General features: G+C 72.9%; 22 protein-coding genes. 17 read left to right on the plus strand and 5 right to left on the minus strand.

The genetic code is table 11. The features are described 5' to 3' along the window. Positions 1–84: 84 nt before the first annotated feature. Together IEZ21_RS38500 and IEZ21_RS38505 are read left to right on the plus strand one after the other, a co-directional pair. Complete coding sequence (locus IEZ21_RS38500; RefSeq protein ID WP_246568587.1) at positions 85–882, plus strand: thioesterase II family protein; 798 nt, start codon at positions 85–87, stop codon at positions 880–882. A 25-nt stretch (positions 883–907) separates the two neighbouring features. Continuing rightward, positions 908–2,698 (plus strand): fatty acyl-AMP ligase, encoded by a 1,791-nt coding sequence (locus IEZ21_RS38505; protein WP_189326478.1) that lies wholly within the window; start codon positions 908–910, stop codon positions 2,696–2,698. A 107-nt stretch (positions 2,699–2,805) separates the two neighbouring features. Here IEZ21_RS38505 and IEZ21_RS38510 read toward each other — a convergent pair whose 3' ends face one another. The 3 genes from IEZ21_RS38510 to IEZ21_RS38520 all read right to left on the minus strand — a co-directional run bounded on the left by IEZ21_RS38510 (position 2,806) and on the right by IEZ21_RS38520 (position 5,408). Then, positions 2,806–3,195, minus strand: a complete 390-nt coding sequence (locus IEZ21_RS38510) for a YrdB family protein (RefSeq protein ID WP_246568589.1) — start codon at positions 3,193–3,195, stop codon at positions 2,806–2,808. Next, on the minus strand, positions 3,192–3,725 hold the full coding sequence (locus tag IEZ21_RS38515; RefSeq protein WP_189326479.1) for an SRPBCC family protein: 534 nt from the start codon (positions 3,723–3,725) through the stop codon (positions 3,192–3,194). Before IEZ21_RS38515 ends, IEZ21_RS38510 begins: the two co-directional genes overlap by 4 nt. A gap of 171 nt (positions 3,726–3,896) precedes the next feature. Continuing rightward, on the minus strand, positions 3,897–5,408 hold the full coding sequence (locus tag IEZ21_RS38520; protein WP_189326480.1) for an MFS transporter: 1,512 nt from the start codon (positions 5,406–5,408) through the stop codon (positions 3,897–3,899). A 270-nt stretch (positions 5,409–5,678) separates the two neighbouring features. Here IEZ21_RS38520 and IEZ21_RS38525 point away from each other — a divergent pair, with 270 nt between their 5' ends. From IEZ21_RS38525 to IEZ21_RS38590, 14 genes are all read left to right on the plus strand, one after another. Further along, on the plus strand, positions 5,679–6,704 hold the full coding sequence (locus IEZ21_RS38525) for a ketoacyl-ACP synthase III family protein (RefSeq protein WP_308429687.1): 1,026 nt from the start codon (positions 5,679–5,681) through the stop codon (positions 6,702–6,704). Then, positions 6,701–8,257: a class I adenylate-forming enzyme family protein gene (locus IEZ21_RS38530; RefSeq protein WP_189326482.1), complete on the plus strand. Its 1,557-nt coding sequence runs from the start codon at positions 6,701–6,703 to the stop codon at positions 8,255–8,257. The genes IEZ21_RS38525 and IEZ21_RS38530 overlap by 4 nt, the downstream gene beginning before the upstream one ends. Further along, positions 8,247–9,578 (plus strand): type III PLP-dependent enzyme domain-containing protein, encoded by a 1,332-nt coding sequence (locus IEZ21_RS38535; protein WP_246568591.1) that lies wholly within the window; start codon positions 8,247–8,249, stop codon positions 9,576–9,578. The genes IEZ21_RS38530 and IEZ21_RS38535 overlap by 11 nt, the downstream gene beginning before the upstream one ends. Position 9,579: 1 nt before the next feature. After that, positions 9,580–9,843 (plus strand): acyl carrier protein, encoded by a 264-nt coding sequence (locus tag IEZ21_RS38540; protein ID WP_189326483.1) that lies wholly within the window; start codon positions 9,580–9,582, stop codon positions 9,841–9,843. Between the two features lie 547 nt (positions 9,844–10,390). Further along, complete coding sequence (locus IEZ21_RS38545) at positions 10,391–10,666, plus strand: acyl carrier protein (RefSeq protein ID WP_189326484.1); 276 nt, start codon at positions 10,391–10,393, stop codon at positions 10,664–10,666. Beyond that, a complete protein-coding gene (locus IEZ21_RS38550) occupies positions 10,663–11,853 on the plus strand; it encodes an acyl-CoA dehydrogenase family protein (RefSeq protein ID WP_189326485.1) in 1,191 nt (396 codons plus the stop codon). Before IEZ21_RS38545 ends, IEZ21_RS38550 begins: the two co-directional genes overlap by 4 nt. Before the next feature lie 5 nt (positions 11,854–11,858). After that, complete coding sequence (locus IEZ21_RS38555) at positions 11,859–13,109, plus strand: acyl-CoA dehydrogenase family protein (RefSeq protein WP_189326486.1); 1,251 nt, start codon at positions 11,859–11,861, stop codon at positions 13,107–13,109. Next, on the plus strand, positions 13,109–13,930 hold the full coding sequence (ubiG, locus tag IEZ21_RS38560; protein ID WP_189326487.1) for a bifunctional 2-polyprenyl-6-hydroxyphenol methylase/3-demethylubiquinol 3-O-methyltransferase UbiG: 822 nt from the start codon (positions 13,109–13,111) through the stop codon (positions 13,928–13,930). Before IEZ21_RS38555 ends, ubiG begins: the two co-directional genes overlap by 1 nt. Positions 13,931–13,968: 38 nt before the next feature. Next, entirely contained in the window at positions 13,969–14,418 is a 450-nt protein-coding gene (locus IEZ21_RS38565) for an SRPBCC family protein (protein WP_189326488.1), read from the plus strand. Next, positions 14,415–15,518, plus strand: a complete 1,104-nt coding sequence (locus IEZ21_RS38570) for a type III polyketide synthase (protein WP_189326489.1) — start codon at positions 14,415–14,417, stop codon at positions 15,516–15,518. Before IEZ21_RS38565 ends, IEZ21_RS38570 begins: the two co-directional genes overlap by 4 nt. Positions 15,519–15,555: 37 nt before the next feature. Continuing rightward, positions 15,556–16,437: a methyltransferase domain-containing protein gene (locus tag IEZ21_RS38575; RefSeq protein ID WP_189326490.1), complete on the plus strand. Its 882-nt coding sequence runs from the start codon at positions 15,556–15,558 to the stop codon at positions 16,435–16,437. A 42-nt stretch (positions 16,438–16,479) separates the two neighbouring features. Continuing rightward, entirely contained in the window at positions 16,480–17,976 is a 1,497-nt protein-coding gene (locus IEZ21_RS38580) for an aminotransferase class III-fold pyridoxal phosphate-dependent enzyme (protein ID WP_189326491.1), read from the plus strand. Beyond that, positions 17,973–19,247 (plus strand): phytoene desaturase family protein, encoded by a 1,275-nt coding sequence (locus IEZ21_RS38585; RefSeq protein WP_189326492.1) that lies wholly within the window; start codon positions 17,973–17,975, stop codon positions 19,245–19,247. The genes IEZ21_RS38580 and IEZ21_RS38585 overlap by 4 nt, the downstream gene beginning before the upstream one ends. 55 nt (positions 19,248–19,302) lie before the next feature. After that, entirely contained in the window at positions 19,303–19,908 is a 606-nt protein-coding gene (locus IEZ21_RS38590; RefSeq protein ID WP_189326493.1) for an NADPH-dependent FMN reductase, read from the plus strand. Between the two features lie 528 nt (positions 19,909–20,436). On the opposite strand, the gene IEZ21_RS38595 is transcribed toward IEZ21_RS38590, so the two are convergent. Both IEZ21_RS38595 and IEZ21_RS38600 read right to left on the minus strand, forming a co-directional pair. Beyond that, the gene (locus tag IEZ21_RS38595) at positions 20,437–20,814 is read right to left on the minus strand and encodes a metal-sulfur cluster assembly factor (RefSeq protein WP_189326494.1); all 378 of its coding nucleotides are present in this window, start codon (positions 20,812–20,814) and stop codon (positions 20,437–20,439) included. Continuing rightward, entirely contained in the window at positions 20,811–21,920 is a 1,110-nt protein-coding gene (locus IEZ21_RS38600) for an amidohydrolase family protein (RefSeq protein WP_189326495.1), read from the minus strand. Before IEZ21_RS38600 ends, IEZ21_RS38595 begins: the two co-directional genes overlap by 4 nt. A 210-nt stretch (positions 21,921–22,130) precedes the next feature. Here IEZ21_RS38600 and IEZ21_RS38605 point away from each other — a divergent pair, with 210 nt between their 5' ends. Then, a complete protein-coding gene (locus IEZ21_RS38605) occupies positions 22,131–24,326 on the plus strand; it encodes an MMPL family transporter (RefSeq protein WP_189326496.1) in 2,196 nt (731 codons plus the stop codon). The last annotated feature ends 8 nt before the right edge of the window (positions 24,327–24,334 follow it).

The raw sequence follows: 24,334 nt of genomic DNA on the forward strand, positions 1-24,334 counted from the left end.
CGCCGGCCGGCCGCCGGCGGCCACGCTGTGCGGGCCGGCCCCGGCGGGCGTCCCGACATCGGACGAGCCCCGAGGCGGAACGGAATGACGCGTTACCTGTCCCAGACTTCCCTGACCGGCATGGACGACGACGCCGGCACCGGACTGCGGCTGTTCTGCTTCCCGTACGCGGGCGGCGGCGCGTCCGCGTACCGGCGCTGGCAGCGCAGCCTCGACGTGCACGGCGCCGGGGCCCGTGTGATGCCCGTCCACCTGCCCGGCCGCGAGGGCCGGATGAACGAGCCCCGCTTCCGGGACCTGCGGGCCCTGGTCGCCGATCTGGACGAGCAGCTCGACGAGGAGCTGGAGCACCCGCATGTGTTCTACGGGCACAGCATGGGCGCCCTGATCGCCTACGCCCTCACCTGCCGCCGCCAGCAGCGCGGCGCCCCGCTGCCGCTCGCCCTGGCGCTGAGTTCGTACCGGGCACCCCATCTGCCCGCGCCGAAGATCGCCGACCCGGGCGCCAGCGACGAGGAACTGGTGGCCGGACTCGCCAAGTTGGGCGGCATCCCGCGGGTCATCCTGGAGCACCCCGACTTCCTCGCCGCGCTGCTGCCCGTCGCCCGCGACGACCTGCTGCTGTGCACCTCCTCCTTCGCGTCCGACGCCGAGTCCGTGCGAGTGCCGCTGCACCTGTTCATCGGCGCCCGTGACCGGCTGGTGTCGGTGCCGGAGGTGGTGGCCTGGCGACGGCATGCCGGACGCGGCTGCGAGGTGCGGGTGATGCCCGGCGGGCACTTCTTCATGCGGGCCCACGAGGACACGTTCCTGCACGAACTCGCCTCCCTGGTCCGCCGGTACGCCCACGCCCCGGTCTTCGCCGGTGCCCTGTCCGCCTGACCCACCCGCCCCAGGAGATGCACTGATGCAGCGTCAGAAGACGTACACCGAATGGATGCTGGCGCGGGTCGGCGAGCGCGGCGAGGCGGAGGCGTTCGCCTTCGTCCGCGCTGCCGGCACCGACCGGCTCACCTACGCCGAACTGGACCGCAAGGCCAGGGACATCGCCTCCTGGCTGCAGCACCGCGGCCTGGCCGGCCGGCAGGTGCTGTTGCTCCACCCCTCCGACCTGTCCTTCGTGACGGCCTTCGTCGGCTGTCTGTACGCGGGCGCCGTGGCCGTCCCTGCCCCGCTGCCGTCCGACCGCGAACGGCACTTCGAGCGGCTGTCCCGCATCGCCGCGGACGCGCGGATCGGCGCAGTCCTGACCACCGCCGCCCACGCCGACACCCTGCGCACCCGGCTGGTCGGCAGGGGCCCGCACCAGGTGCCGTGCATCGCTACCGACGCCGGCCCGGTCGGTGACGCGGCGCAGTGGCACGAACCGGCGCTGCGCCCCGACGACCTGGCCTTCCTGCAGTACACCTCGGGCTCGACCAGCGCACCCAAGGGTGTGATGATCTCCCACCGGAACCTGATGGCCAACGAGGCGGCCATCCAGCGCGCCCTGGAGTCGACACCCGAGTCCTGCTTCGGGAGCTGGCTGCCGCTCTATCACGACATGGGGCTCATCGGGCACGTCCTGCAGCCGCTGTGGTTGGGTGCCCGGGCCGCGTTGATGGACCCGGGCGCCTTCCTGCGCCGCCCGGCCGGCTGGCTGGAGATGATCGGCGAGCACGGCGTCACGATCGGCGGCGGCCCCAACTTCGCGTACGACATGTGCGTACGCCGGGTGAAGGACGCCGACCTCGCCCGGCTCGACCTCTCCGGCTGGGAGCGGGCCTGCAACGGGGCGGAGCCCGTGCGCGCTGACACCATCGAGGCCTTCACCCGGCGTTTCGCACCGGCGGGCTTCCGGCCCGAGGCCTTCTTCCCCTGCTACGGCATGGCCGAGACCACGCTGTTGGTGGCGGGCACCCCGCGCGGCGGCCGCCCCGCTACCCGCACCGTGGGCACGGCCGCCCTGGAGGCCGGCGAACTCGCCGCACCCGAACCGGGAAATCCGCATCGGAGGCTGGTGAGCAGCGGCGTGGTGCACGCCGAGGACTTCGAGGTGCGGATCGTCGACCCGGACACGGCACGGAGCCTGGCTCCGGGGCGGGTCGGGGAAATCTGGCTGCGCGGGCCGAGCGTGGCCGACGGTTACTGGGCCCGCCCGGACGCCACCGTGGAGACCTTCGGGGCCCGGCTCACCGACGGCGACGACGACGGCAACGGCGGCGACGGGGGAGCGCCCGGCGGCTGGCTGCGCACCGGCGACCTCGGCGCGCTCGCCGACGGACACCTGTACGTGAGCGGCAGGCTCAAGGAGATGATCCTGGTCAACGGCCGCAACATCTACCCGCACGACGTGGAGTCCGCCGTCCGTTCCGCCGATCCGGCCCTCGGCACGGGAGCCGCTTTCGCGGTGCAGTCGGCCCGCGGCGGGCGGGAACGGCTGGTCGTCGTCCAGGAGATCACGGGGCCGGACAGCGGTGACGAGGAGCGTGGGCGGGAACTGGTCGAGCGCGTCCAGGCTGTGGTCACCGCCGAGTTCGGGGTGCCGGCGGGCAACATCATCCTGGTCGCGCCCGGGACCGTACGCCGCACCACCAGCGGCAAGATCCAGCGCACCCTGATGCGGCGGCTGTTCTTGTCGTCGGGCTTCGAGACGCTGTACGCCGTCGTCGAGCCGGAGGTGGGCGAACTGGTCGGCTCCGCGCCGGCGGCCGTCTGAGCCGGACGGCTGGACTGCCGGACACGAGCAACAAGGCCAAACACGAGCAACAAGAGGGCGCCCTGCTGGGTGAGCAGGGCGCCCTCGTCGTCGTACGTGCGTGGCTCTCAGTGGCTGAGCAGCCAGCCGATGCGGTCGTAGGCGAGGATCTGGTAGGCGACCATGACCACCAGCAGCCAGCGGGCCGCGCGGCGCAGGCTCGCGAGGTGGAGAGCCGCCACCGCGCCGAAGAACACGGCGAGTTCGAGAAGCAGACGCATCGGGCCGGGCGTGTGGATGTCGCTCTCGCCCGAGCGCGACGGGTCGTCCGGCACGGTGAAGGAGCCCCACGCCCAGCCGACGGCCACCGGCAGCACGACCACCGCCAGCCAGCGCCACGGCGACGGCACGGTGCGCCAGGCCCAGATGCCGAAGCAGACCAGCGAGACCACTTCGAGCAGGAAGCGGACGGCGAGCATGGCGTCGTTGTTGGCGAGCGCCTGCGTCGTGGAACTCACCGGGACACCTCCGCCTCTGCGGTGGACTTGAGGGCCCCCAGCCAGTTCCGCAGGACCGTGCGCAGCTTGTCGCTGGGGAAGTAGAGGGCGATGAGCGGGCCGCCGATGGACTCCTCGGACAGGACCTCGGTGGCGCGGCCCTCGTTGAGGGGGGTGAGCCGGAAGCGGTGCACCGCCCGGGTGCCGGCCAGGACTCCTGTCCAGCACAGCTCCCGCCGCGGATCGACCACGGCCAGCGTCGACTTGATGGACATCCCGTTGAGCTTCCAGCGGAACCACTCGTCCGGCACGGTGCCGCCCGGACCCTGCCGTACGGCGGCGACCCCCGGCACCCACGAAGGCCAGCTCGGCAGGTCGTGCAGCAGCCGCCACACGGTCGCCGGAGGCGCCTCGATCCGTACCCGGCTGGAGGCGGCGACGGGCGCCCGGTCGTCGATGAGACCGCCCTTGGCGTAGTGCTGCTGGAGTTCGGTGAGCGGAGGACCGCTGTAGAAGACGCGGCCGAGTAACGAACGTGAGGCGACAGGCATGGTGGCCACCCAGAGGTAGTGGAGTCGGGTAGGGAAATCAGCAGGGGAGACGGGTATCGGAGTCAGGTCTTGGTATCAGGCGTCGGCGACAGGTCTTGGTGACAGGCTTGCGACGGAGCACGGAGCACGGAGCACGGAGCACGGAGCACGGAGCACGATCGGTGCGGTCGGTCAGGAGCGGTGCACGGCGGGTCGGTCGGCGGTCCGGTGCGCAGGATCCCCCGGCGCATCCTTGCCCGTCCGGGGGCCCTCGCGAACCGGAGTTCCGCGACCCGGTCGCGTCGGCCCCGGCAGCAGCACGCAGGCCAACACCGCGCCCGCGGCGACAATCGCCGCCGCGGTGCCGAACCCGGTGGCGGCACTCTCGAAGCCGGACGGACCGCCGCCGTGCGGTCCGTCGGCCCCCCGGGCCAGCACGGTGCCCACGACGGCCACGCCCACGGCGTTGCCCAGCTCCTGCATGGTGTCGTTGAGGGCGGCGGCGTTGCCCGAGCGCTCCGCCGGGACCAGCCCCAGCACGGTGTCCGTCGCCGGGGACAGCGCCACGCCGACGCCGATGCCCATGAGGGTCAGCCCGGTCAGGATGCCCGGGTAGGTGTCGGCCGCGGCGAGCGTCAGCATGCCCGCGGCGGCCACTGCGAGGCCCGTCGTCACTCCGCCGCGCGGTCCGGTGCGCCGGGCCAGCCACGGCGAGACGGCGGAGCCGAGCCCGACCGCGACCGCGATGGGGGCGATCGCGAGTCCTGCCCGCAACGGGCCGTAGCCGAGACCGAATTGAAGGTACTGGGTCAGCACGAACAGCGTGCCCGCCAGCCCGCTGAACAGCAGCATGTTCCCCGCACTCGCGCCGAGGAAGACCGGTCGGCACAGCAGTGCGAAGTCCACCATCGGACTCGGGTGCCGCCGCTCCCACGCGGCGAACGCGCCGCCCGCGAGGAGCGCCGCGGCGAACGCGCCGAGCACCGGCGCCGACGTCCACCCCTCGCCCGAGGCGTGGATGGCGCCGTACACCAGCCCCACCATGGCGGCCGCGCCCAGGACGGCGCCCACCGGGTCCGCCGGGCGCGGCACCGGCGCCGCCGACTCCGGCAGCAGGACGACACCCGCGACCAGCACTGCGATCACCGGCAGCAGGTTCACCAGGAACACCGAGCCCCACCAGAAGTGGGCGGCGAGCGCGCCGCCGAGCACCGGACCCGCGGCCACCCCCAGAGCGGAGGTGCTGCCCCACACGGCGATCGCCCGGGGCCGCTCCCGCTCCGGGAACACGTCCACCAGGATCGACAGGGTGCCCGGCATGACCAGCGCCGCGGCCACTCCCATCACGGCCCGGGCCGCGATCAGCTGACCGGCGCCCTGTGCGGCGAGGGCGACCAGACTGCCGGCCCCGAACAGGGCCATGCCGAGCAGGGTGGCCCGCTTGCGGCCGTAGCGGTCGGACAGGGTGCCGGCGGTGAGCAGGCAGGCCGCGAAGACCAGCGCGTAGCCGTCGACGATCCACTGGGTCATGCCGATGCCCGCGTCCAGGTCCCGCATCACGCTGGGCAGGGCGACGTTGAGCAGACCGTTGTTGAGGATGATCACGAAGAGGGCGAGGGACAGCACCCCGAGCACCCACCAGCGCCGCGGATCCGGCTTGTCCGCGCCGGGCTCCGGCGCCCGGGTCTCGTACGTCTCCTGCATCGCGGTCCTTCCGTCGCGCTCCCGAGAGGGCGGCACGGGGCGCGCGCCCGGCAGCAGCGTGGCGGCGGACGCTGAAGTCCCGCTTGCGCGGCCGCCGTCCGATCCCGTACCTCCGGCCCCATTCCAGGGGATTTAGCCGCGCCAAAGCCCGGATCCGGAGCATGCCCGGCAGGCGCATCCCGGGTGCGGTCACGCATGCGTACTCGTACCGGCGGATGGCGGCATCGACGAGGCGACGATGGGAGATCTATGCGCTGGGAAGGCGTACACGTGGCGGGTACGGGGGTCTGGCTCCCCGAGCCCGTCACCGCGCAGTCAGCGGTGGAGGACGGCCATTACGACCCGGAGCAGTGCGCCGCCGACGACCTGGTCTCGGTGCGGGTCGCGAGCGAGGACAGCGCCCCGCCGGACATGGCCGTCCAGGCGGCCACCACCGCGCTCAAGCGCTCCGGACTCGACGCCGGTGACGTGGAACTGCTGGTGCACACCTGCATCTGGTTCCAGGGCGTGGAGATGTGGCCGGCTGCCTCCTACGTCGCCGGTCATGCCGTGAGCCACGACGTCCCGTCGTTCGGCCTGCGGCAGGAGTGCAACGCGGGCCTCGCCGCCCTGGAACTCGCGGCCCGGCACCTGGCGTCCGGGCCGCCCACCGCGGCCGCCGTCGTCACCTCCGCCGACCGGTTCGGCGCACCGATGATCCACCGCTGGAGCAGCGAGCCCGGCTTCGTCTACGCCGACGGCGGCACGGCGCTGCTGCTGTCCCGCCGCGGCGGCTTCGCCCGGCTGCTGTCCACCGCCACCGAGGCGGACAACTCCCTGGAGGCCGTGGTCCGGGGCACGGGCTTCCAGCCGGGCCCGACGGCCGAACCCCTGGACCTGGCGGGCCGCCTCGGCCACTACGCCAAGGACCCGCGCCGGCTGCGCAGCGCGACCGAGCGGCTGGCCGGCGTCGTGAAGCGGGCCGTGGCCCGGGCGCTGGCGGACGCGGACACCGACATGGAGTCCGTCGCCCGCGTGGTCGTGCCCGCCAGCGGGCGCAGCCGCATGGACTGGCAGGTCGAGACGCTGTTCGGCATCCCGCTCGCCAAGTCCAGCTGGGACTTCGCCCGACAGGCCGGCCACCTCGGGGCCGGCGACCAGGCGGCCGGCCTCGACCACCTCGTGACGAGCGGCGCGGTGCACGCCGGGGACAAGGTGCTGCTCGTCGGCGGCGGCTCCGGCTTCACCTGCACCTGCGCCGTCGTCGAGATCACCGAGGAGCCGCACTACGGAACCGAACCCCCGGAGACGTCGTGACCACTTTCGCCACCCCCACCAGCCCCGCGCTGTCCACCGCCACCTTCGTCGACAGCGCCGTCGAGAACGCGGCCGAGGTCTTCCTCGGCCGGGCCGCCGCCCTGTGGCCGGCGGCGCCTGCCGTCCGCGACCGCGACAAGGCCTGGAGCTACGGCCACCTCGACGCGGCCGCCCGCGCTGTCGAACAGCGCCTGGCCGCCCTCGGGATCCGGCCGGGCGACCGGGTGCTCGCCCGGACCGGCAGCGCCTGCGAGTTCCTCGCGCTGCTCTACGGCACCTGGCGGCACGGCGCCACCTTCGTGCCGGTCAGCCCCGCCATGAAGGCCTACCACCTCACGTCCGTACTCGCCGACGCCGAACCCGCCCTGATCGTGACCACCCCGGCCGAGGCCACCGCCGCCGACGGCGTGCCCTGGCCCGCCGACACGGCCGTCCTGACCGTCGACGACTTCGACTTCACCCCGGCCGACACTCCCGTGGGCCCGGCCCGCCCGGTCCCCGCCGACCGGCTCGCCCTGCTCATCTACACCTCCGGCAGCACCTCCGCCCCCAAGGCGGTGGCCTGCCCGCACGCCCCGGTCGCCTTCGCCGCCCGCGCGATCGAGACCCGCCTGCGCTACCGGCAGGACGACGTGGTCCTCACCGCGGTGCCGCTCTCCTTCGACTACGGCCTCTACCAGGCCCTGCTGTGCGCGCTGGCCGGAGCCGAACTGCTGCTCTCCGACGCCGACGAACACGCCCGGCTGCTCGGCTACGCCCGCGACCACGGCGCCACCGTGGTGCCGCTGGTGCCCTCGCTCGGCGAGCTCCTGGTCCGGCTCACGGCCCGGGACGGGCGGCCTACGAAGGTGCGCCTGTTCACCAACACCGGCGCCGCCCTCAACGCCCCGCTCATCGCCCAGCTGCGGGAACGCTTCCCGGGCGCGCGGGTGGCGCCCATGTTCGGTACCACCGAGTGCAAGCGGATGACCATCCTGGAGCCGGACGGCGACCTCGCCAGGCCCGGCTCGGTCGGCCCCGCGCTGCCGGGCACCGAGATCCTGGTGCTCGACGACGACGGCAGGCCGCTGCCGCCGACGGAGATCGGCGAGATCGCCGTCCGCGGACCGCACGTCATGGCCGGGTACTGGCGCGCCCCCGAGCCCACCGCCCTGCGCTTCCGCACCGGCCCGGACGGCCGGGTCACCCTGCATACCGGCGACTACGGCTGGCTCGACAAGGACGGCCACCTCTACTTCCAGGGCCGCCGCGACGACCTGTTCAAGCGACGCGGGCTGCGCATGAGCGCCATTGAGATCGAGGCCGCCGCCCTGGACGTCGAGGGTGTGCGGGAGGCCGCGCTGCTCGTGCCCGAAGGCGGGCGGGACATGGTGCTGTTCACGGTCGGCGATCCGTCGGCCGAGCAGGTGCTGGCCCGGCTGGCCGAGCGCCTGGAGGCGGCCAAGGTGCCGGATGAGTGCCAGGTGCTGCCAGCACTGCCGCTGACCGCCAACGGCAAGACCGACCGCAAGCGCCTCAGGGCCATGCTGGAGGAGGCCGACGGTGGCAGCTGACGCAGCTGAGGAGCACGTCGAGCGGCGAGCCGACGAACACTTCGAGCGGCTGCTCGCCACGTACGGCAGTCCCTTGTACGTCCATGACCTGGGCCGTGTCCGGCAGGCGTACGGGGACCTCGCCGCCGCCCTGCCCGAGGGCGCCCGCATCTACTACTCGCTCAAGGCCAATCCGCACCCCGGCCTGGTCGCCGAGCTGGTGCGGGCGGGCGCACGCGCCGAGATCACCTCGCGGGGCGAGCTGACCGCCGCGCTGGAGGCGGGCTGCGTGGCGGGAGAGCTGCTGTACTCGGGGCCCGGCAAGACGCCGGGGGAGCTGGACGAGGCGGTGGCGCAGGGCGTACGGGCCTTCTCCGTCGAGTCGTTCGGCGACCTGGAGCGGATCGGCGCGGCGGGCGTCGCGCACCGAGTGACCGCGGACTGCGTGCTGCGGATCAACGCGGCCGGCGCGCCGGGCGACGCCGGACTGCGGATGACGGGCAGCGCCTCGCAGTTCGGCTTCGACCTCGACGTGCTGCTCTCCGCGCCCGCGCGGCTGCGGGTGCCCGGCACCCGGGTGGCGGGCTTGCACTTCTTCCCGCTGACCAACGCGCGCGATGAGGCGGGCCTGGTCGCCGAGATCGTCCAGAGCATCCGCACCGCCGCCGAACTGCGCGACGAACTCGGTCTCGACCTGCGCCTGGTGGACCTCGGCGGCGGCTTCGCGGCGCCGTACGCGGTGCCCGGCGAACGGCCCCGCTATCCCGGGCTGCGGGCCGCCGTCACCGAGGCGCTGGACGCCTCGCTGCCCGGCTGGCGGACCGGGGCGCCGGTGGTCGCCTTCGAGTCCGGGCGCCATCTCGTCGGCGACAGCGGCACGTTGCTGACGACGGTCACCGATGTGAAGGACAGCAAGGGCACGCGGTTCGCGGTGCTGGACGCCGGCGTGAACCACCTCGGCGGGCTGTCCGGCCTCGGCCGCCTGCTGCCGATGAAGGCCAGGCCGTTGGGCGGGGGCGAGGGCGAACCGCAGCGTGTGACGCTGGCCGGGCCGCTGTGCACCCCGGCCGACCTGCTGGGCCGGGCCGTCGAGATCCCCGGGCTGCGGCCAGGCACCGTGCTCGCCTTCCCCAATGTCGGCGCGTACGGCCTCACGGCCAGCCTGCTCGGCTTCCTCGGCCACCGTGCCCCGGCCGAGGTCCTGGTCGACGGCGGGGAGGTGGTCTCCGCCACCCGCCTGGCCCTGCACCGCCACCAGGTTCCGGCGGCCGGCGAACACAGTGCGGTGACGGCAGTCACGGAAGCAACGGCAGGTACGACAGGTACGGCAGCGAGGAGCTGACATGAGTGAGCGGTGGGACGAGTCGTACGAGAGTCTGCTGAAGGAGGTGCTGCCGAGGCTCGCCGAACAGGACGCCGTCCAGCCGGACGCCGGCCTGAAGTCGGTCGGCCTCGACTCCCTCGCGATGGTCGAGGTGCTGATCCGCGTGGAGAACACGTACGGCATCAGCATCCCCGACGAGGACCTGCTCCCCGGTGTCTTCGACACACCGGCCACGCTGTGGGCACTGATCGAGCGGTGCCGGGCCACCCAGGCAGCCGCCTGACGATCCATCGGAACGGGCGGGACGCAGACCGTTGACACGGGCGCGCCCCGCCCGTCCGCGCGTCCCGGGCCAGGAGCCGCGCGGCCGCCCCCGTGCCGGGCCTGGGCATCCGGCCGGGGCCCGCCCTCTTCGGGGCGGTTGGAATGTGGTACACGCCGACTCCGTGCCGGGCCTCGGCAACCGGCCGGGCGCCCTCCTCCGGGGCGGATGGAGCGTGGCATATGACCGTCCCCGCGCCGGAACTTGGCAACCGGCCGGGCCCCGCCCTCTTCCGGGCGGATGGCGGGAGCCCGACGACGGGCCCCGGCCCCTGCCCGCCCTGCTCGCTGCCTCGCCCCTCGACCGCGCTGGCCGAACACCCGCCGACTCCGCGCCGCATCCGCACCCCCCGCGCCGCATCCGCACCCTCGCTCCGGCGCCGCAGGCCTTCGCGCAACCGCCGCTACAGCCCCCGCCGCCAGCATGGCCGAAGGCGCCGCACCCGTAGGCAGCGGTTTCCCAACGGCTTCCAGGAGTGGATGTGCAGGACGACCGGACGCAAGCCTTCATGACGACCCTGATCGAGCAACTCGTCGCCGTACGCCCCGAGACCGCGGGCCGGCAGGTCACCGAGCGCTCGCGGCTCACCGGCGACCTCGGCCTGGACTCGGTGGAGCTGGCCGAACTCTTCGAGCGCGTCCGGGAGGTGTACGGAGAGGTCGAGATCGCGGACTGGCTTGCCATGGCGACCCGCGCCGAGGGCGACACCGTCGGCAGCCTCGTCCGCTACCTCGCCCTGGCAGTGCCCGAGGAACGGCCCCTGGTGGCGGGGAGCACACGATGACCCTCACCCAGGACGCGCCCGCGCGCACGGACTTCGTCGCGCTGGCCGCCGAGCTGGCCGAGCGGTTCGCCGGCCGGGCCGCCGAGCACGACACGGCCGGCAGCTTCCCGCACGAGAACATCCGTGAACTCGTGGACTCCGGCTACACCGCGATGACCGTGCCGCGCGAGCACGGCGGCGGGGGAGCGGGCCTGGAGGAGCTGTGCCGGGCGCAGGAGACGCTCGCCACCGGCTGCGCGAGCACCGCCTTCGCCGTCAACATGCACGTCCACGGCATCGCCATGATCGCCGGCATCGGCGGCGACGCAGCCGAGCGTGCCTACGACGCCATCGCCCACCGCGGCTCGGTCATCGCGGGCGGCTTCAGCGAACCCGGCGTGGGCGGCAACTGGTGGCACCCGACCACCAAGGCCGAACCCGTCGAGGGCGGGTACGTGCTCAACGGCCGCAAGGGCTTCTTCACCGGGTATCCGGCCGCGGACCTGCTGTTCCTGTCCGCCGCCCGCACCGACGACCGCGGACTGCCCGAGCCGGTCGGCTTCCTCGTCCTCAAGCCGGAGCGCGGCGTCACCGTCACCGCCGAGTGGGACGCGGCCGGCATGCGCGCCACCGGCAGTCACTCGCTGCTCCTCGACGACCTGTTCGTCCCCGCAGAGGACATGGTCGGCCGGCCGGGCGCCCTCCCGCTGATGTTCATGCAGGGCGTCCACTGGGCCTGGTGCAGCTTCGCCTCCGTCTTCCTCGGCATCGCCCGCGGTGCCCTGGAACAGGTCGTACGCGAGCAGCGCGGCCGCACTCTGCACGTGCTGGACCGGACCGTGGCCCACCTGCCCGGCGTGCAGTTCCGGGTGGCCGAGATGAGGACCCGGCTCGCGGCCGCCGAGGCCCACCTGTACCAGGCCGTACGCGCCGACCACGACACCGCGATCGCCGAGGATCCGCTCGGCCACTACATCGAGATGAGCGTGATGAAGAACAGTGTGTGCCGCCTCGCCCACGAGGTGGTCGGGCTCGCGATGCAGGTCCAGGGCGGCTCCGCCCTGCTGTCCGGGCATCCGCTGCAGCGCGCCTACCGGGACGTGGTGGCCGGGCTGCTCGTCCCGCCGAACCCCGACGTGACCGCCGAGTGGGCGGGCAAGCACGCGCTCGGAGTGCCGGTCTTCGCCGAACCCCGCTGGGAGGGCTGAGCACCATGGCCACCGCAGTACATGAAGAAGCGGTACAGGAAGAAGCAGTACAGGGAAAGGAGCCGGACCAGGGGCGCGAACGAGCGGCCCGCTGGACCGAGTTGCAGGACACCGCCCGCGATCTCGCGCGGCGCTTCGAGGCGCGGTCCCAAGAGGCCTACGACGCCGGGGAGTTCGTCGCCCAGAACATCCGCGACCTGGTCGACTCCGGGATCACCGCCGTCAACGTACCCCGCGATATGGGCGGTTTCGAGGCCACCCTGGAGGAGAACACCCGCCTGCTGCGTATCATCGCCGGCGGCTGCGGCTCCACCGCGTTCACCCTCGCCATCCACGCCGTCCTGACCGGCTCGATGCGCAGTGACCTCAGCGTGGCCGTGCGCGAGCGGATGTTCGGTGCGGTGCGCGACGGGGCGTTCATCGTCGGGCCGTTCACCGACGAGGGCTCCGGCGGCAACTGGGTACGGCCCTCCACGACCGCCCGCCGCGTCCCGGACGGCTTCGTCCTGGACGGGCTCAAGCACTTCGCCACCGGCTACGACGCCGCCACCCACCTGGTGGTCACCGCCGGTCTCGACGACGACCACCTCGAACCGCCCTTCAACCTCGCCGCCTTCTTCGTCGAGAAGCCGGAGGCGGGGGCCGGGATCGAGGTCGCGTCCCGCTGGAGCGGCTTCGCCCTGCCGATGACCGGCTCCCACTCGCTGAAGCTGGATTCCCTGCGCGTCGAGGCCGACGACTCCGTCTTCCCCGACGGACTGACCCCGCTGTTCGTGATGGCCCGTCAACAGTGGGGCCATTACTGCTTCGCGGCCGTGTTCCTCGGGCTCGCCGAGCGGGCGTACGAGCTGGCGGTCGAGCGCACCCGGGGCCGGTCCACGACTGCTGTCGCCGATCTCGCGCGGCTGCCCGGTATCCAGTTCGCGGTCGCCCGCATGCGGTCCTCGCTGGCCACCATGGACGCCCTGCTGACCGAGTACGCCACCCGGCACGTGGACCCGGGCGAGGACCTGCCCGCGTTCGTCGCCGACACCTGCGTACCGAAGTACTACATCACCAACGAGGCGGAGCACGTCGTCGCCACCGCCTTCGAGGTCATCGGCGGCTCCGGCATCCGGGAGGGTTCCCGCATCGGCCAGATCTGGCGGGACGTCAAGGCGGGCCCGCTGCTGCCCTTCACCAACGACATGGCCCGGGAGTTCATCGGCAAGGCGACCCTGGGCATCAGCCCGGTCGAGACCCCGAGGTGGGTGTGATGGCGACCTCAGCATCCTCGACGACCGCGTCCGGCCGCACCGGCGCGCTGGACCCCGGCCAGGTGCCGATCGACAACGAGTACTACAACAAGGTCGGCGACGACTGGTGGAACACCGAGGGCCCGCTGCGCGCCCTGCACGAGATGAACCCGGCCCGCACCGGCTACTTCGACCGCGTCCTCAAGGCCCGTTACCCCGATCGCCCCGCCGGCACCGTCCGCGTCGTCGACCTGGGCTGCGGCGGCGGCCTCGTCGCCGAGAACCTTGCCGCCCGCGGCTACCGGGTCACCGGCATCGACCTGTCCGCCGGCACCGTCGCCGCCGCCCGGCGGCACGCGGCCGCCTCCGGCGTCGACGTCACCTACCTGGTCGGCTCCGCCTACGGCACCGGACTGCCGGACGGCTGCGCCGAGGCGGTCGTCGCCTCCGACGTGCTGGAGCACTTCCACGACTTGCCCACCGCGCTGGCCGAGATCGACCGGCTGCTCGCCCCCGGCGGCGTGCTCCTCTTCGACACTGTCAACCGGACGGTCCGCAGCTACCTGCTGCTCATCCTGGTCGCCGAGAAGCTGCTCGGCATCATCAAACCGGGCACGCACAACTGGAAGATGTTCATCCGTCCGACCGAGCTGCGCGGCCTGCTCCACGACGCCGGGCTGCTCCTGGAAGACACCCACGGCCTGGGCCCCGCCCGCCCCCTGCCGGCGCTGCTGCCCGGGCTGCTGCGCCACCGCCGCCTGGGCGAGTTCACCCTCACCGGCGACCTCTCGGCCAGCTACATCGGCCACGCCGTCAAACGAAGCACCTCGTGCACTCCGTGAAGAACAGGACAGCCATGGTCTCCATACGCTCCGCCAGCGTGGCCGGCACCGAAGTGAAGGCCGAACCGGCCGCCGTCCGCGCGCTGTTGCTCGACGTGGTGGGCTGCGGCCTGCTGATGCCCGGCGTGGAAAGCCTCACCGCCGAGGGCAACGACGTCTACCACTACGTGCTGGCCACCATCTCCAACGGCGCCGTCAGCCACACCCCCGACCACCGCACCCGCTTCGACGCGACCGATCCGGCCCGGATCCGCTGGGAACCGGTCGGTGAGCACAACTTCCGCTCCTGGGGCGAGTTCCGCACCGCCCCGGGCAACGAGACCGGCACCACCTACCTGGAGATCGACACCCGCTCGGAGGCCGACGTCGACATCGCGCCCGTCGTCCTGCCGCTCGTCGAACCCTTCGCCCGGCAGCAGAGCGACCAGGTCACCGAGGGCTTCCTCGCCGCCATCAAGGAGCGCGTCGAGTCGGGGGCGACGGGATGACCGACTCCCGGGCGACCCTGACCGAGGCCCCCGCCGCCGGCAGCACAACGGCCCGCGGAGTGGCGAAGCTGCTGGCGCTGCGCACCGCCGCGCCCGACACCGTCGTACCCCAGCAGAGCGCCTTCGACGAGTACTACCGCGCGGTGTTCCAGGACGTGCCCCAGGCCGAGGAGATCTTCCGCGGATCCGGGGTGTCCCGGCGGCACATGGCCTGGGACCCTCGCACCGCCTACGCCGACGGCTTTCCGCCCATCAAGCCGCGCATGGCCGCATGGGAGGAGAACGTCCTCGCCATGAGCCGCCGGACGGTCGGCGGGGTGCTCGACGCGGCCGAACTCCGCGAACACATCGGCACGTTCGTGTTCGCCAGCTGCACCGGATACGCGGGCCCCACCCCCGACATCCTGCTCGCGAAGGAGTTCGGCCTGCGCCAGGACCTCAGGCGCACCTTCATCGGGCACATGGGCTGCAATGCCGCGTTCAACGTCCTCAAGGCCGCCTTCGACGCCCTCGCCGCACGCCCCGGCGAACTGGCCCTGGCCGGATCGGCCGAGGTCTGCTCCGTCCATCTGCGCCCCGAGTACACGGCCGAACAGGCCGTCGTCAACGCGCTGTTCGGGGACGCCGGCGCCATGACGCTGCTGGGCGCCGACGACGGCGGACCCGGGCCGGTGTTCCTCGGCACCCACACCGAGACCCACCCCGAGACCACCCACGCGATGAGCTGGCACATCGAGGACGACGCGTTCCGGATGACGCTCTCGCCGTACGTTCCGTTCTACCTGGCCGAGAGCATCGAGCCGTTCGTCAAACGGCTGCTCGCCCCGCACGGCCTCGACGTCGGCGACATAGGGCACTGGGGCGTCCACCCCGGCGGCCCGAAGATCATCGACTTCGTCGGCGAGAAGCTCGACCTCACGCCCGACCAGCTCGCCCCGTCCCGGGCCGTGCTCGCCGAGCACGGCAACTGCTCCTCCGCCACCATCCTGCTGATCCTCGACCGGATCCTGCGCGAGGCCCGGCCCGCGCCCGGCGAGCACGCCGTGCTCATGGCGTTCGGGCCCGGGCTGACCATGGAGTCGGCGCTCGTCCGCTTCTGAATCCCTGACCCCGACGATCCCGATGGGACATCCCGCCATGACGACGAGTGCACTCGAACCGCGCTGGTCCACCCCGGACCTCACCGCGGCGATCAAGGACCACTACGACGGACTGATCGACCTGTACGAGGACTTGTGGGGCGAGCACATCCACCACGGGTACTGGGCCGAGGGCGAGCCCGACCCCGGCCGGCATGCCGCCCAGGTGCGGCTGGTCGAGGAGCTGATCGCCTTCGGTCCGGTGCCCGAGGGCGCCCGTGTCCTCGACGCCGGCTGCGGCATCGGCGCCTCCGCCGTCCACCTCGCCGGAGCGCTCGGCTGCACGGTGGACGGCATCACCATCAGCGCCGAGCAGATCTCCCGCGCCGAGGCCAAGGCCGCGGAGGCCAAGGTCACCGACCGCACCCGGTTCCGGCTGGTCGACGCCATGCACACCGACTACCCGGACGACACCTTCGACGTGGTCTGGGCGCTGGAGAGCTGCGAACTGATGCCGGACAAGCAGGCGTTCCTCGCCGAGTGCCGACGGGTGCTCAAGCCGGGCGGCACCCTCCTGGCCGCCACCTGGTGCGCCCGCGACGACCGCCTCGCTCCCGACGAGACCCGGCTGCTGCACCGCATCTACCGCGACTTCGTGGTCTCCCACGTCCTGCCCCTCGACGCCTACCGCGACCTGGCGGCCGGCCTCGGCCTCACCGACATCCGCACCGCCGACTGGTCACCCCGCGTGTGGGACACCTGGAAGCTGTCCACCGACATCGTCAAGCCGGTGGTCCGCGACCCCTCCGTCATCTGGCGGCTGGTCCGCGCCAAGGGCATGGACATCTTCCGCTTCCTCAACTCCGTACCGCTGATGAAGCAGGCGTACGAACGCGACGTGATGCGCTACGGCGTACTCCGCGCGACCAAGCCGCGCTGAGTGCCTGTGTGACCCGGTCTTTCCGCCTCCTTGGAGCTGACGATGACGACAACTGCCGCTCCCGCGGCGCCCATTGAGTCACTGGTCGCCGATCTGCTGTCCCAGCAGTGGCTCATCGACCTGTTCACCGAGCTCGCCGAGCGTCAGAAGGGCTCGGCCGCCGCCACCGAGCGGCTGCGCGCCCGCGACGCCGCCTCGCACGTCTTCTGGCCCTTCCACTCGCCCCAGTTCCCGCTGATGGTGACCGAGGCGCACGGCAGCCGCATTCTCGACGTCGACGGCAACACGTACACCGACTGCCACCTCGGCTTCGGCGCGCAGGCGCTGCACGGACACAGCCCCGAACCGGTCGTGGAGTTCGTCCGCGAGCAGCTCGCCACCACCACCGGCAACGGCTACTGCACCCCGGTCGAGGCCCAACTCGTCAATCTGCTCGGGGAGTTCGTCCCGCACTGCGAGAAGTTCGCGTTCCTCAACTCCGGCACCGACGCCACCGCCGCCGCCATCAGGCTCGCCCGGGCACACACCGGCCGCCGGATGGTCGCCAAGTTCGAGGGCTCCCTGCACGGCGTGCACGACCTCGGCATGCACAACACCGCCTTCTGGTACCACGGCCACCCCACGACCCCCTTCCCCGGCAGCGCCCCCGACGGCGGCATCGAACGGCAGTCCGCGCTCACCGGTGTCCCGACCGCCGACCCGCGCGACCTGCTTGTGCTCCCCAACGACCCCGTACGCGCCCTGGAACTGATCGAACGTCACAAGGACGAGCTGGCCTGCGTCCTGACCGAGGCCGTCTCGTCGTCCTTCCCGTTCGCCGAGCACACCGTCCCGCTCCTGAAGGCCGTCTCCGAGCGCTGCCGGACGCTGCGCGTGCCGTTCATCCTCGACGAGGTGCTCACCGGCTTCCGCTACGGCCCCGGCGGCGCCGCCGAGTACTTCGGCATCGAGGCCGACCTGTACTGCTACGGCAAGGTCATCAGCGGCCTCGGCATCCCGCTGTCCGCGGTGGGCGGGAAGGCCGCGCTGCTCGACCACACCCAGACCTCCGGCCTGGCGCTGACCGACATCGGCCACAAGACCTGCGTACAGACCACCCACGCCGGCAACCACCTCGCGCTGTGCGCCTCGTACGCGAGCCTGCGGCTGCTGCACGAGCGGCGCGACACCTACTACACCGAGACCCGGGCCAAGGTCGCCGGCGTCCAGGAACGCCTCGCCGCCTTCCGGACCGGGACCGGCATCCCGCTGAGGCTCGTCGGATTCGGCGACTTCATCGGCTCCTTCGGCTTCCTGGAGCAGGAGAGCTACGACGACTACCGCTCGTTCGCGGGCGCGGTCAATCCGATCGCCTTCTTCCTGCTGACCCTCATGCTGCGCCGCCGCGGCTTCTACACCCTCAGCCTGCCGATGCTGTTCACCGGCGGCGCGCACAGCCCCGAGGACCTGGACGCGCTGGTCACCGCGGTCACCGACGCGGCGCTTGAACTCGACTCGCACGGCTTCCCGTTCATCCTGCCCGGGGCCGGCGCGGCATGACCGGGCGGGCCGACGAGCCGACCGACGCCGTGGTCGTCGGGGCCGGTCTCACCGGCCTCGTCACGGCCGTCCGGCTGGCCCGGGCCACCGGGCCCGGTCGGGTCCTGCTGCTCGAATCGGGCGGCGAGCCGGGTGGCCGGGCCCGCACTACGGACCACCAGGGCTACCGCCTGGGCCTCGGACCGCGCGCCCTCTACCACACCACCCGGGCCGAACTGGGCGCCCTCGGCATCCGCGTCCCGGCCCGCGAACCCGACCTCTCGACCGCCCTCGCCCTGCGCGACGGCGCCCTGCACCCCGGGTACGCGGCCCCCGGCCCGTTGCTGCGCACCAGGCTGCTGTCGCCGCGCGAACGGCTCGCCGTGGCACGCCTGTTGGCCCTGTCCCGCGGCCACCGGTCACTGGCCGGCACCAACGCCGCGCAGTGGCTCGCCGACCGGCTGCCCACCGAACGGGCCCGCGAGGCCGCCTTCGCCGTACTGCGCATCAGCTCCTACACCGGCCGCCCCGAGATGATCGACGCGAACGCGCTGGCCGCGCACTTCGCCGAGGTGCGGCGCGGCGTGGGATATGTCGACGGCGGCTGGCGCACGGTCGTCGACGCCCTGCTGGCCCGCGCCCGCGCCCTGGGCGTGGCGCTGCGCACCGGCAGCCGGGTCACGGCGGTCGAGGGCGGGGCCCGGCCGAGGGTCACCACCGCCGACGGGCAGGGCATCCGGGCCCGGTCGGTGGTGCTGGCGGGATTGTCGCGGCGCTCGGCGGGCCGGTTGCTGGACCCGGCCGGGCAGCCCGACACCGGGGACGGCGGCAACTCACTGCACACGGCCTGCCTCGACGTGGCCCTCAGCCGACTGCCCGACCCGCGCCGCACGCTCGTCTTCGGCGTCGACGAGCCGCTGTACCTGTCCGTCTTCTCGCGCACCGCCCGGCTTGCCCCGGACGGCGGTGCGGTCCTCCACCTGGCCCGCTACGACGACGGCGGCGGCCTCGGCGCGACCGAGGTCCGCAAACGGCTCCACGAACTGCTCGACCTGTGCCAGCCGGGCTGGCGCGAGGTACTCGTCCACGAACGCTTCCTGCCCCGGATCACCACGATGACGGCGGTGCCCGAGGCCCGCACCGGAGGTCTCGCCGGCCGTCCCGGAGTCCGTCTGGACGACCACCCGGGTGTCTTCGTCGCCGGGGACTGGGTGGGCCCGCGGGGGCTGCTCGCCGACGCCTGCGTGCTCAGCGGGGCACGGGCGGCCGATGCGGCGGCCGCGCGGCTGTGACCGGGCCGCGGGTTCGTGGACCGGGGCAAATCCCCTCGACGATAACGGAGTTGTCATGCGTCCGATCCGCATCGCCGCCGTCGGCGGCTCGTTGCGTTCCGGCTCGGTCTCCGAGGCCGCCCTGAAGTACTGCGCGGCCCGGGCCCGCCGGGCGGGCGCCGAGGTCACCGTGGTCCGCGGTCCCGAGCTGATCCTGCCCCCGTACGACCCGGACTCGGGCGCCCGCACCGTCGGCGAGCGCCACCTGCTCGCCGCGCTGCACGGCGCGGACGGCGTCGTGCTGGCCAGCCCGACCTACCACGGCGGCATGTCCGGGCTGCTGAAGAACGCCCTGGACCACACCGAGGCCCTGGCGGCCGACGGCTACCTGGACGGACGCTCGGTCGGCTGCCTCACCGTGGCCTGGAACGAGGTGGCCGGCGCCGCCGCGCTCTCCGCCCTGCGCACCTCCGCGCAGGCGCTGCGCGGCTGGACGGTCCCGATGGGCGTGGTCGTCCAGGCCGGCACGGAGTTCACCCCCGACGACACCTGTCACGACCCCCGCACCACCCGCCGCCTCGACATCCTCACCGACCAGGTCCTCGACTTCGCCCACATGCGCCGGGGCGGCCGCGAGCCGGGCGTTCCGGCGACGGCGACGGCGGTGGGGGCAGGGTTGTAGTCGCGGCTTCCGGGGAGCGGGGGCGGCCGCGACGGCTGCGGGCCCGGGCACTGCGTGCCGTGGGAACGGCCGCACGCCGTACGGGGCTGCCGCGCGGGCCGCGGGGCGGTCGCTCTGGGCATGGAGTTCTCGACGTCGTTCACTTGCGTCGGGGCGGGGGCCGGGCGGCGGGGTTGTAGTCGCGGCTTCCGGGGGCGGAGCGGCTGCGACGGCCCCGGGCCCTGGCCGTGCGCCATGACGCTCCCGGCAACGGTGCCGTAAGCCGCAGCCCATGCCGTCAGGCTCGTCGGACCGGCCGTACAGGCGAGATCGCCGCTCGTGCCGTAGGGCGGCCGCATCCCGTTGGGGTCGCCCTCCACCGGACGGCCGCCGCGTTTGCCGCGGGAGCCCCGGCACGTCACCCCGGGAGCGGCCCCGGCCCGGCGTTGCGCCGCCGGAACCCGCCCACATGGCGACGGCCGGGCACTCCCACCCCTCGTTCCCTCAGGGAGTGCCCGACCGGCCGGTGGGGCCGCGGTGGTGGTTGCCCTAGGGGGCGTCCGTCGCGGCCAGTGGGAGGGTGCGGCGGTCCTCCGTGCGGGCCGTGGACAGCAGGTCGCGGCCCTTGTCGGTCATCAGGTCCGGGCTCCAGAGGGTGGCGCCGTCCAGTTCGACGGTCACGCCCGTGACGCCCTCGACCGCGCCCACCTTCGCCTCGACGGACTGCATGATGACCGGCACCGCCATGCAGAACGGGGCGGTCAGGCTGATCCGGACGGTGGCCCGGCCGTCGTCGCCCACCGTCACCTCCCGTACGAGGCCGAGGTCGACGAGGCTCATCGGGCGCTGCCAGGACTGGCTGCAGGGGTCGTACACCTCGCCCAGCGCCGTCCGCACCCCCTCTGGCAGGGGCCGCGCGCCGCTCATGCCGCCACCCCGCCCGCCGCCGCCCACAGCTCGGGCTGCGACTCGCGCCAGTACGACCACATCGGCCGGTTGCCGCCGTACTCGGTGCGGGCGCGGGTGAACTCGTCGTCCTTGACGGCTTCGGCGGCCGCGGCCAGGTCGATGCCGGCGATGCGCGCGTAGTTGCCGGCGAGGAAGGCGGCGCGCTGCTCCCGGGTGATCTGCTCGAGGCCGTAGCGCTCCAGGATCCGGTCGGAGAAGGTGAGCCGGGCCATCTTCTCCAGCACCGGCTGCGGGTGGAAGTGCAGAGCACCGGAGGCGTAGATGATCTTCTCCGCGCCGCCGAGCGAGATCAGCTGGGCCAGTGCCTCCTCCACGTACCCCATGCCGTGCGCCAGGATGGCGGAGGTGATCTCCAGGTTCGCGTAGACGTTGGGCAGTCGCATCAGCGCCATGGCGACCTCCTCCACGAACGGGGGGAGCCCGGCGTGCACGATCTCGAAGGAGAGGTCGATGTGGCGGATGGCGACCGTCTCGAGGTCGTCGATGCCGAACGGACCCAGCGGCACCAGGCCGTTGGGCACGATCTTGTGCAGCGCGATGATCTTTATGCCGAGCTCCTTCGCGAGCTCGAACAGCGGGTTGAACTCGGGATCGTCCAGGCGCCAACTGAGGTCGGGCGAACCGGCGTTGGGGTACATCTTGATGCCGATCGTGCCCGGCACCCGGGCCACCTGCTCGCGCAGGTCGCGCAGACAGGACTCGATGCCCAGCGCGGGGTTGATGCCGGCATACGGGACGATCCGCCGCGGCCACTTCTCGGCGAGTACCTGGTTCTTCTCGCCGTTGCACAGACCGTCCTCGAAGACGGCGTCGATGCGCAGCCGGTGGTTGACCGCCATGTCGACGTCGGACTCGGTGAACAGGGTCCAGGCGAGGAGCTCCGGCGGCCAGTCGGTGCAGAACACCTCACGCGGGATCCGGGAACCCTCGGTGGCGAACCGCTCGTGCATGCCCCAGAGCATCTCGCGCAGCGCGAAGGCGTGCAGGTTCGGGAACTCGCCGTCCTTGCGCAGATTGGCGTCCGCCACGTTGTACGGGTGCACGGTGGCGTCAATCACGAACATGTTGTCGATCAACTTCGGTCTCCCGTCGCCGCGTTGGCCGACCGCCCGGACCGGCCGGCGCAGTCGTGCCCGAGTCTGCGGCCATGGCCTTCAGCAGGGCTAAAGCGCGCGGCGCCGAGCGCGTCCCGTCAGCTCGACCGAAGGAGTCCACTTCAGCGGGGCTAAAGCGTCCGCCGCGACCCTCGTCGTACCGACGGAAGGTGACGATCCATGTTCTCTGCCCTGGGCGCCGCCCTGCATGAGCGGCGGCGCATCAGCCTGTTACTGGCCGCCCTCGCGGCGGTCCTGGCCGCCGTGTTCGGCGGCACGGTCGACAGCCGGCTCACCAACGGGCTGTCCGACTACGACGATCCCGGCGGCGCCAACGTCGCGGCCCGCCGCATCATCCAGCAGGCCACGGGAGTCGACGCCCAGCAGGGGTACGCGATCCTCGTCCGCACCGACGCCCCGATCGACCCGAAGGCCGCGCCGCCCGCCCCGGTGGCCGCGGCGGTCGCCCTGCTGCGCGAGCGGCCCGAGGTCGAGCAGGTCGTCGACTACGCCTCGGCCTCGAATCCGACGCTGGTCTCCGAGGATGCCCGCAGCACGGTGATCCTCGGCACGGTCGGGCCCATGAAGGAGAAGGCCACCGTCGACGCCGAGAAGGAGATGCAGGAGGCGATCGAGGGCAACGCGGCGCTGAAGGGCCGTACCTGGCTCGGCGGCGCGACACCGGGGCACGTCCAGGTCGCCGAGGTCTCCAACGTGGACCTGGCCAAGGCGGAGACCCTGGCGCTGCCGTTCATCCTCATCCTGCTCTTCCTGGTGTTCCGGGGCGTGGTGGCGGCCCTGGTGCCGCTGCTCGGCGCGGTGGTCTCGCTGCTGCTCACCCTGGCCGGGCTGCGACTCGCCACGGAGTTCATGAACGTCTCCACGGGCGCCCTCAACCTCGCCTTCGCCCTGGGGCTTGGCCTGTCGGTCGATTTCGGGCTGCTGATGGTCTCCCGCTACCGGGAGGAACTCGCCGTCCACGGACCCGGCCGCGAGGCGGTCCGGCGCACGGTGGCGAGCGCCGGCCGCACCGTGTTCTTCAGCTCGCTGACGGTGGCCGCGGCACTGGCGGCGATCATCGTCTTCCCGCACCCCTATCTCCGGTCCATGGGCCTCGCAGGGGTCATCACCGTCGTCTCGGCGGCCCTGTTCGCCCTGATCGGGCTGCCCGCGCTGCTGGCCGTCCTCGGCCGCCGGGTCAACTCCCTGGCGCCGCGCCGCTGGCAGCGCGACAGTACGGCGCACCAGGCGGCCGGCGACCGCTGGCACCGCGTCGCGTCCGCGGTGATGCGCCGGCCCGCCGTGATCGCGGTGGCCGCGACGGCTGTGCTGCTGCTGGTCGCCGCGCCGGCGGCCGACCTGAAGTTCACCGGCGCCGACCCCTCGACGCTGCCCGCCTCGACCAGCGCGGGCCAGGTCTCCCGGGCCCTGGAGCAGGACTTCGCCGAACCGCCCGCCTCGCCGCTGCAGATCGTCCTGGACACCCCGGCCGGCGGCGCCGAGCTCACGGCGTACGCCGAGAAGGTCGGCGCCGTCGAGGGCGTGGAGTCCGTCGGCACGCCCTTCCGCCTCGACGACCGGCACTGGGAGGTCGACGCCGTGCTGAGCGGCGCCCCGCTCGGCACCGCGGCCAAGGGCGCGGCGGCCGACGTACAGGACCTCGCGGCGCCCTTCCCCGTCCGCCACACCGGTGTGACCGCGGACTTCCTCGCCCAGAAGGCCGGCATCGGCGACAAGATCCCGCTCGCCGCCACCGTCCTCGCCGTGGTCACCCTGCTCCTGCTGTTCGCCTTCTCCGGCTCGGTGCTGCTGCCGTTCAAGGCGCTGCTGATGAACACGCTGTCCACCGGCGCCGCCCTCGGGTTCCTGGTCTGGGTCTTCCAGTACGGCAACCTCGGCTTCACCGCCCAGAACGGCATCGAGGCGACCACCCCGGTCCTCGTCTTCGCCCTCGCCTTCGGTCTGTCCACGGACTACAACGTCTTCCTCCTCGGCCGGATCAAGGAGGGCAGGGCCGCGGGCCTGGACGACCGCGAGGCGGTCGCCGACGGACTGGCCAGGACCGGGCCCGTCGTCACCTCCGCGGCGGCCCTGTTCTGCCTCGCGGTGGGCGCCCTCGCGCTGTCCCGGCTGGTCTTCGTCCAGGAGCTGGGCCTCGGCACCGCGTTCGCCGTGTTCGTCGACGCGACTCTCGTCCGCGCGCTGCTGGTGCCGTCCCTGATGGCACTGCTCGGTGGCGCCAACTGGTGGGCCCCCGGCCCGTTGCGCCGGCTGCACACCAGACTGCGGCTGGATCGTATGGAGCCCCCAGAGGCCGAGGCCGCCGCTCCGCCGGCCGCCGAGCCGCAGCAGCGCCCCGCGGTCAGCACGCCCTGACCAGGAGT

The organism is Streptomyces flaveus, from assembly GCF_014647675.1.
In the GTDB taxonomy this organism is placed as follows: Bacteria; Actinomycetota; Actinomycetes; order Streptomycetales; family Streptomycetaceae; genus Streptomyces; species Streptomyces flaveus.

Excerpts from the sequence above, each read along its gene's own strand:
- IEZ21_RS38500 (WP_246568587.1), top strand. The coding sequence starts at position 85 with ATGACGCGTTACCTGTCCCAGACTTCCCTGACCGGCATGGACGACGAC.
- IEZ21_RS38505 (WP_189326478.1), top strand. The coding sequence starts at position 908 with ATGCAGCGTCAGAAGACGTACACCGAATGGATGCTGGCGCGGGTCGGC.
- IEZ21_RS38515 (WP_189326479.1), bottom strand. The coding sequence starts at position 3,725 with ATGCCTGTCGCCTCACGTTCGTTACTCGGCCGCGTCTTCTACAGCGGT.
- IEZ21_RS38520 (WP_189326480.1), bottom strand. The coding sequence starts at position 5,408 with ATGCAGGAGACGTACGAGACCCGGGCGCCGGAGCCCGGCGCGGACAAG.
- IEZ21_RS38540 (WP_189326483.1), top strand. The coding sequence starts at position 9,580 with ATGAGTGAGCGGTGGGACGAGTCGTACGAGAGTCTGCTGAAGGAGGTG.
- IEZ21_RS38545 (WP_189326484.1), top strand. The coding sequence starts at position 10,391 with ATGACGACCCTGATCGAGCAACTCGTCGCCGTACGCCCCGAGACCGCG.
- IEZ21_RS38550 (WP_189326485.1), top strand. The coding sequence starts at position 10,663 with ATGACCCTCACCCAGGACGCGCCCGCGCGCACGGACTTCGTCGCGCTG.
- IEZ21_RS38555 (WP_189326486.1), top strand. The coding sequence starts at position 11,859 with ATGGCCACCGCAGTACATGAAGAAGCGGTACAGGAAGAAGCAGTACAG.
- ubiG (WP_189326487.1), top strand. The coding sequence starts at position 13,109 with ATGGCGACCTCAGCATCCTCGACGACCGCGTCCGGCCGCACCGGCGCG.
- IEZ21_RS38570 (WP_189326489.1), top strand. The coding sequence starts at position 14,415 with ATGACCGACTCCCGGGCGACCCTGACCGAGGCCCCCGCCGCCGGCAGC.
- IEZ21_RS38575 (WP_189326490.1), top strand. The coding sequence starts at position 15,556 with ATGACGACGAGTGCACTCGAACCGCGCTGGTCCACCCCGGACCTCACC.
- IEZ21_RS38580 (WP_189326491.1), top strand. The coding sequence starts at position 16,480 with ATGACGACAACTGCCGCTCCCGCGGCGCCCATTGAGTCACTGGTCGCC.
- IEZ21_RS38585 (WP_189326492.1), top strand. The coding sequence starts at position 17,973 with ATGACCGGGCGGGCCGACGAGCCGACCGACGCCGTGGTCGTCGGGGCC.
- IEZ21_RS38590 (WP_189326493.1), top strand. The coding sequence starts at position 19,303 with ATGCGTCCGATCCGCATCGCCGCCGTCGGCGGCTCGTTGCGTTCCGGC.
- IEZ21_RS38595 (WP_189326494.1), bottom strand. The coding sequence starts at position 20,814 with ATGAGCGGCGCGCGGCCCCTGCCAGAGGGGGTGCGGACGGCGCTGGGC.
- IEZ21_RS38600 (WP_189326495.1), bottom strand. The coding sequence starts at position 21,920 with ATGTTCGTGATTGACGCCACCGTGCACCCGTACAACGTGGCGGACGCC.
- IEZ21_RS38605 (WP_189326496.1), top strand. The coding sequence starts at position 22,131 with ATGTTCTCTGCCCTGGGCGCCGCCCTGCATGAGCGGCGGCGCATCAGC.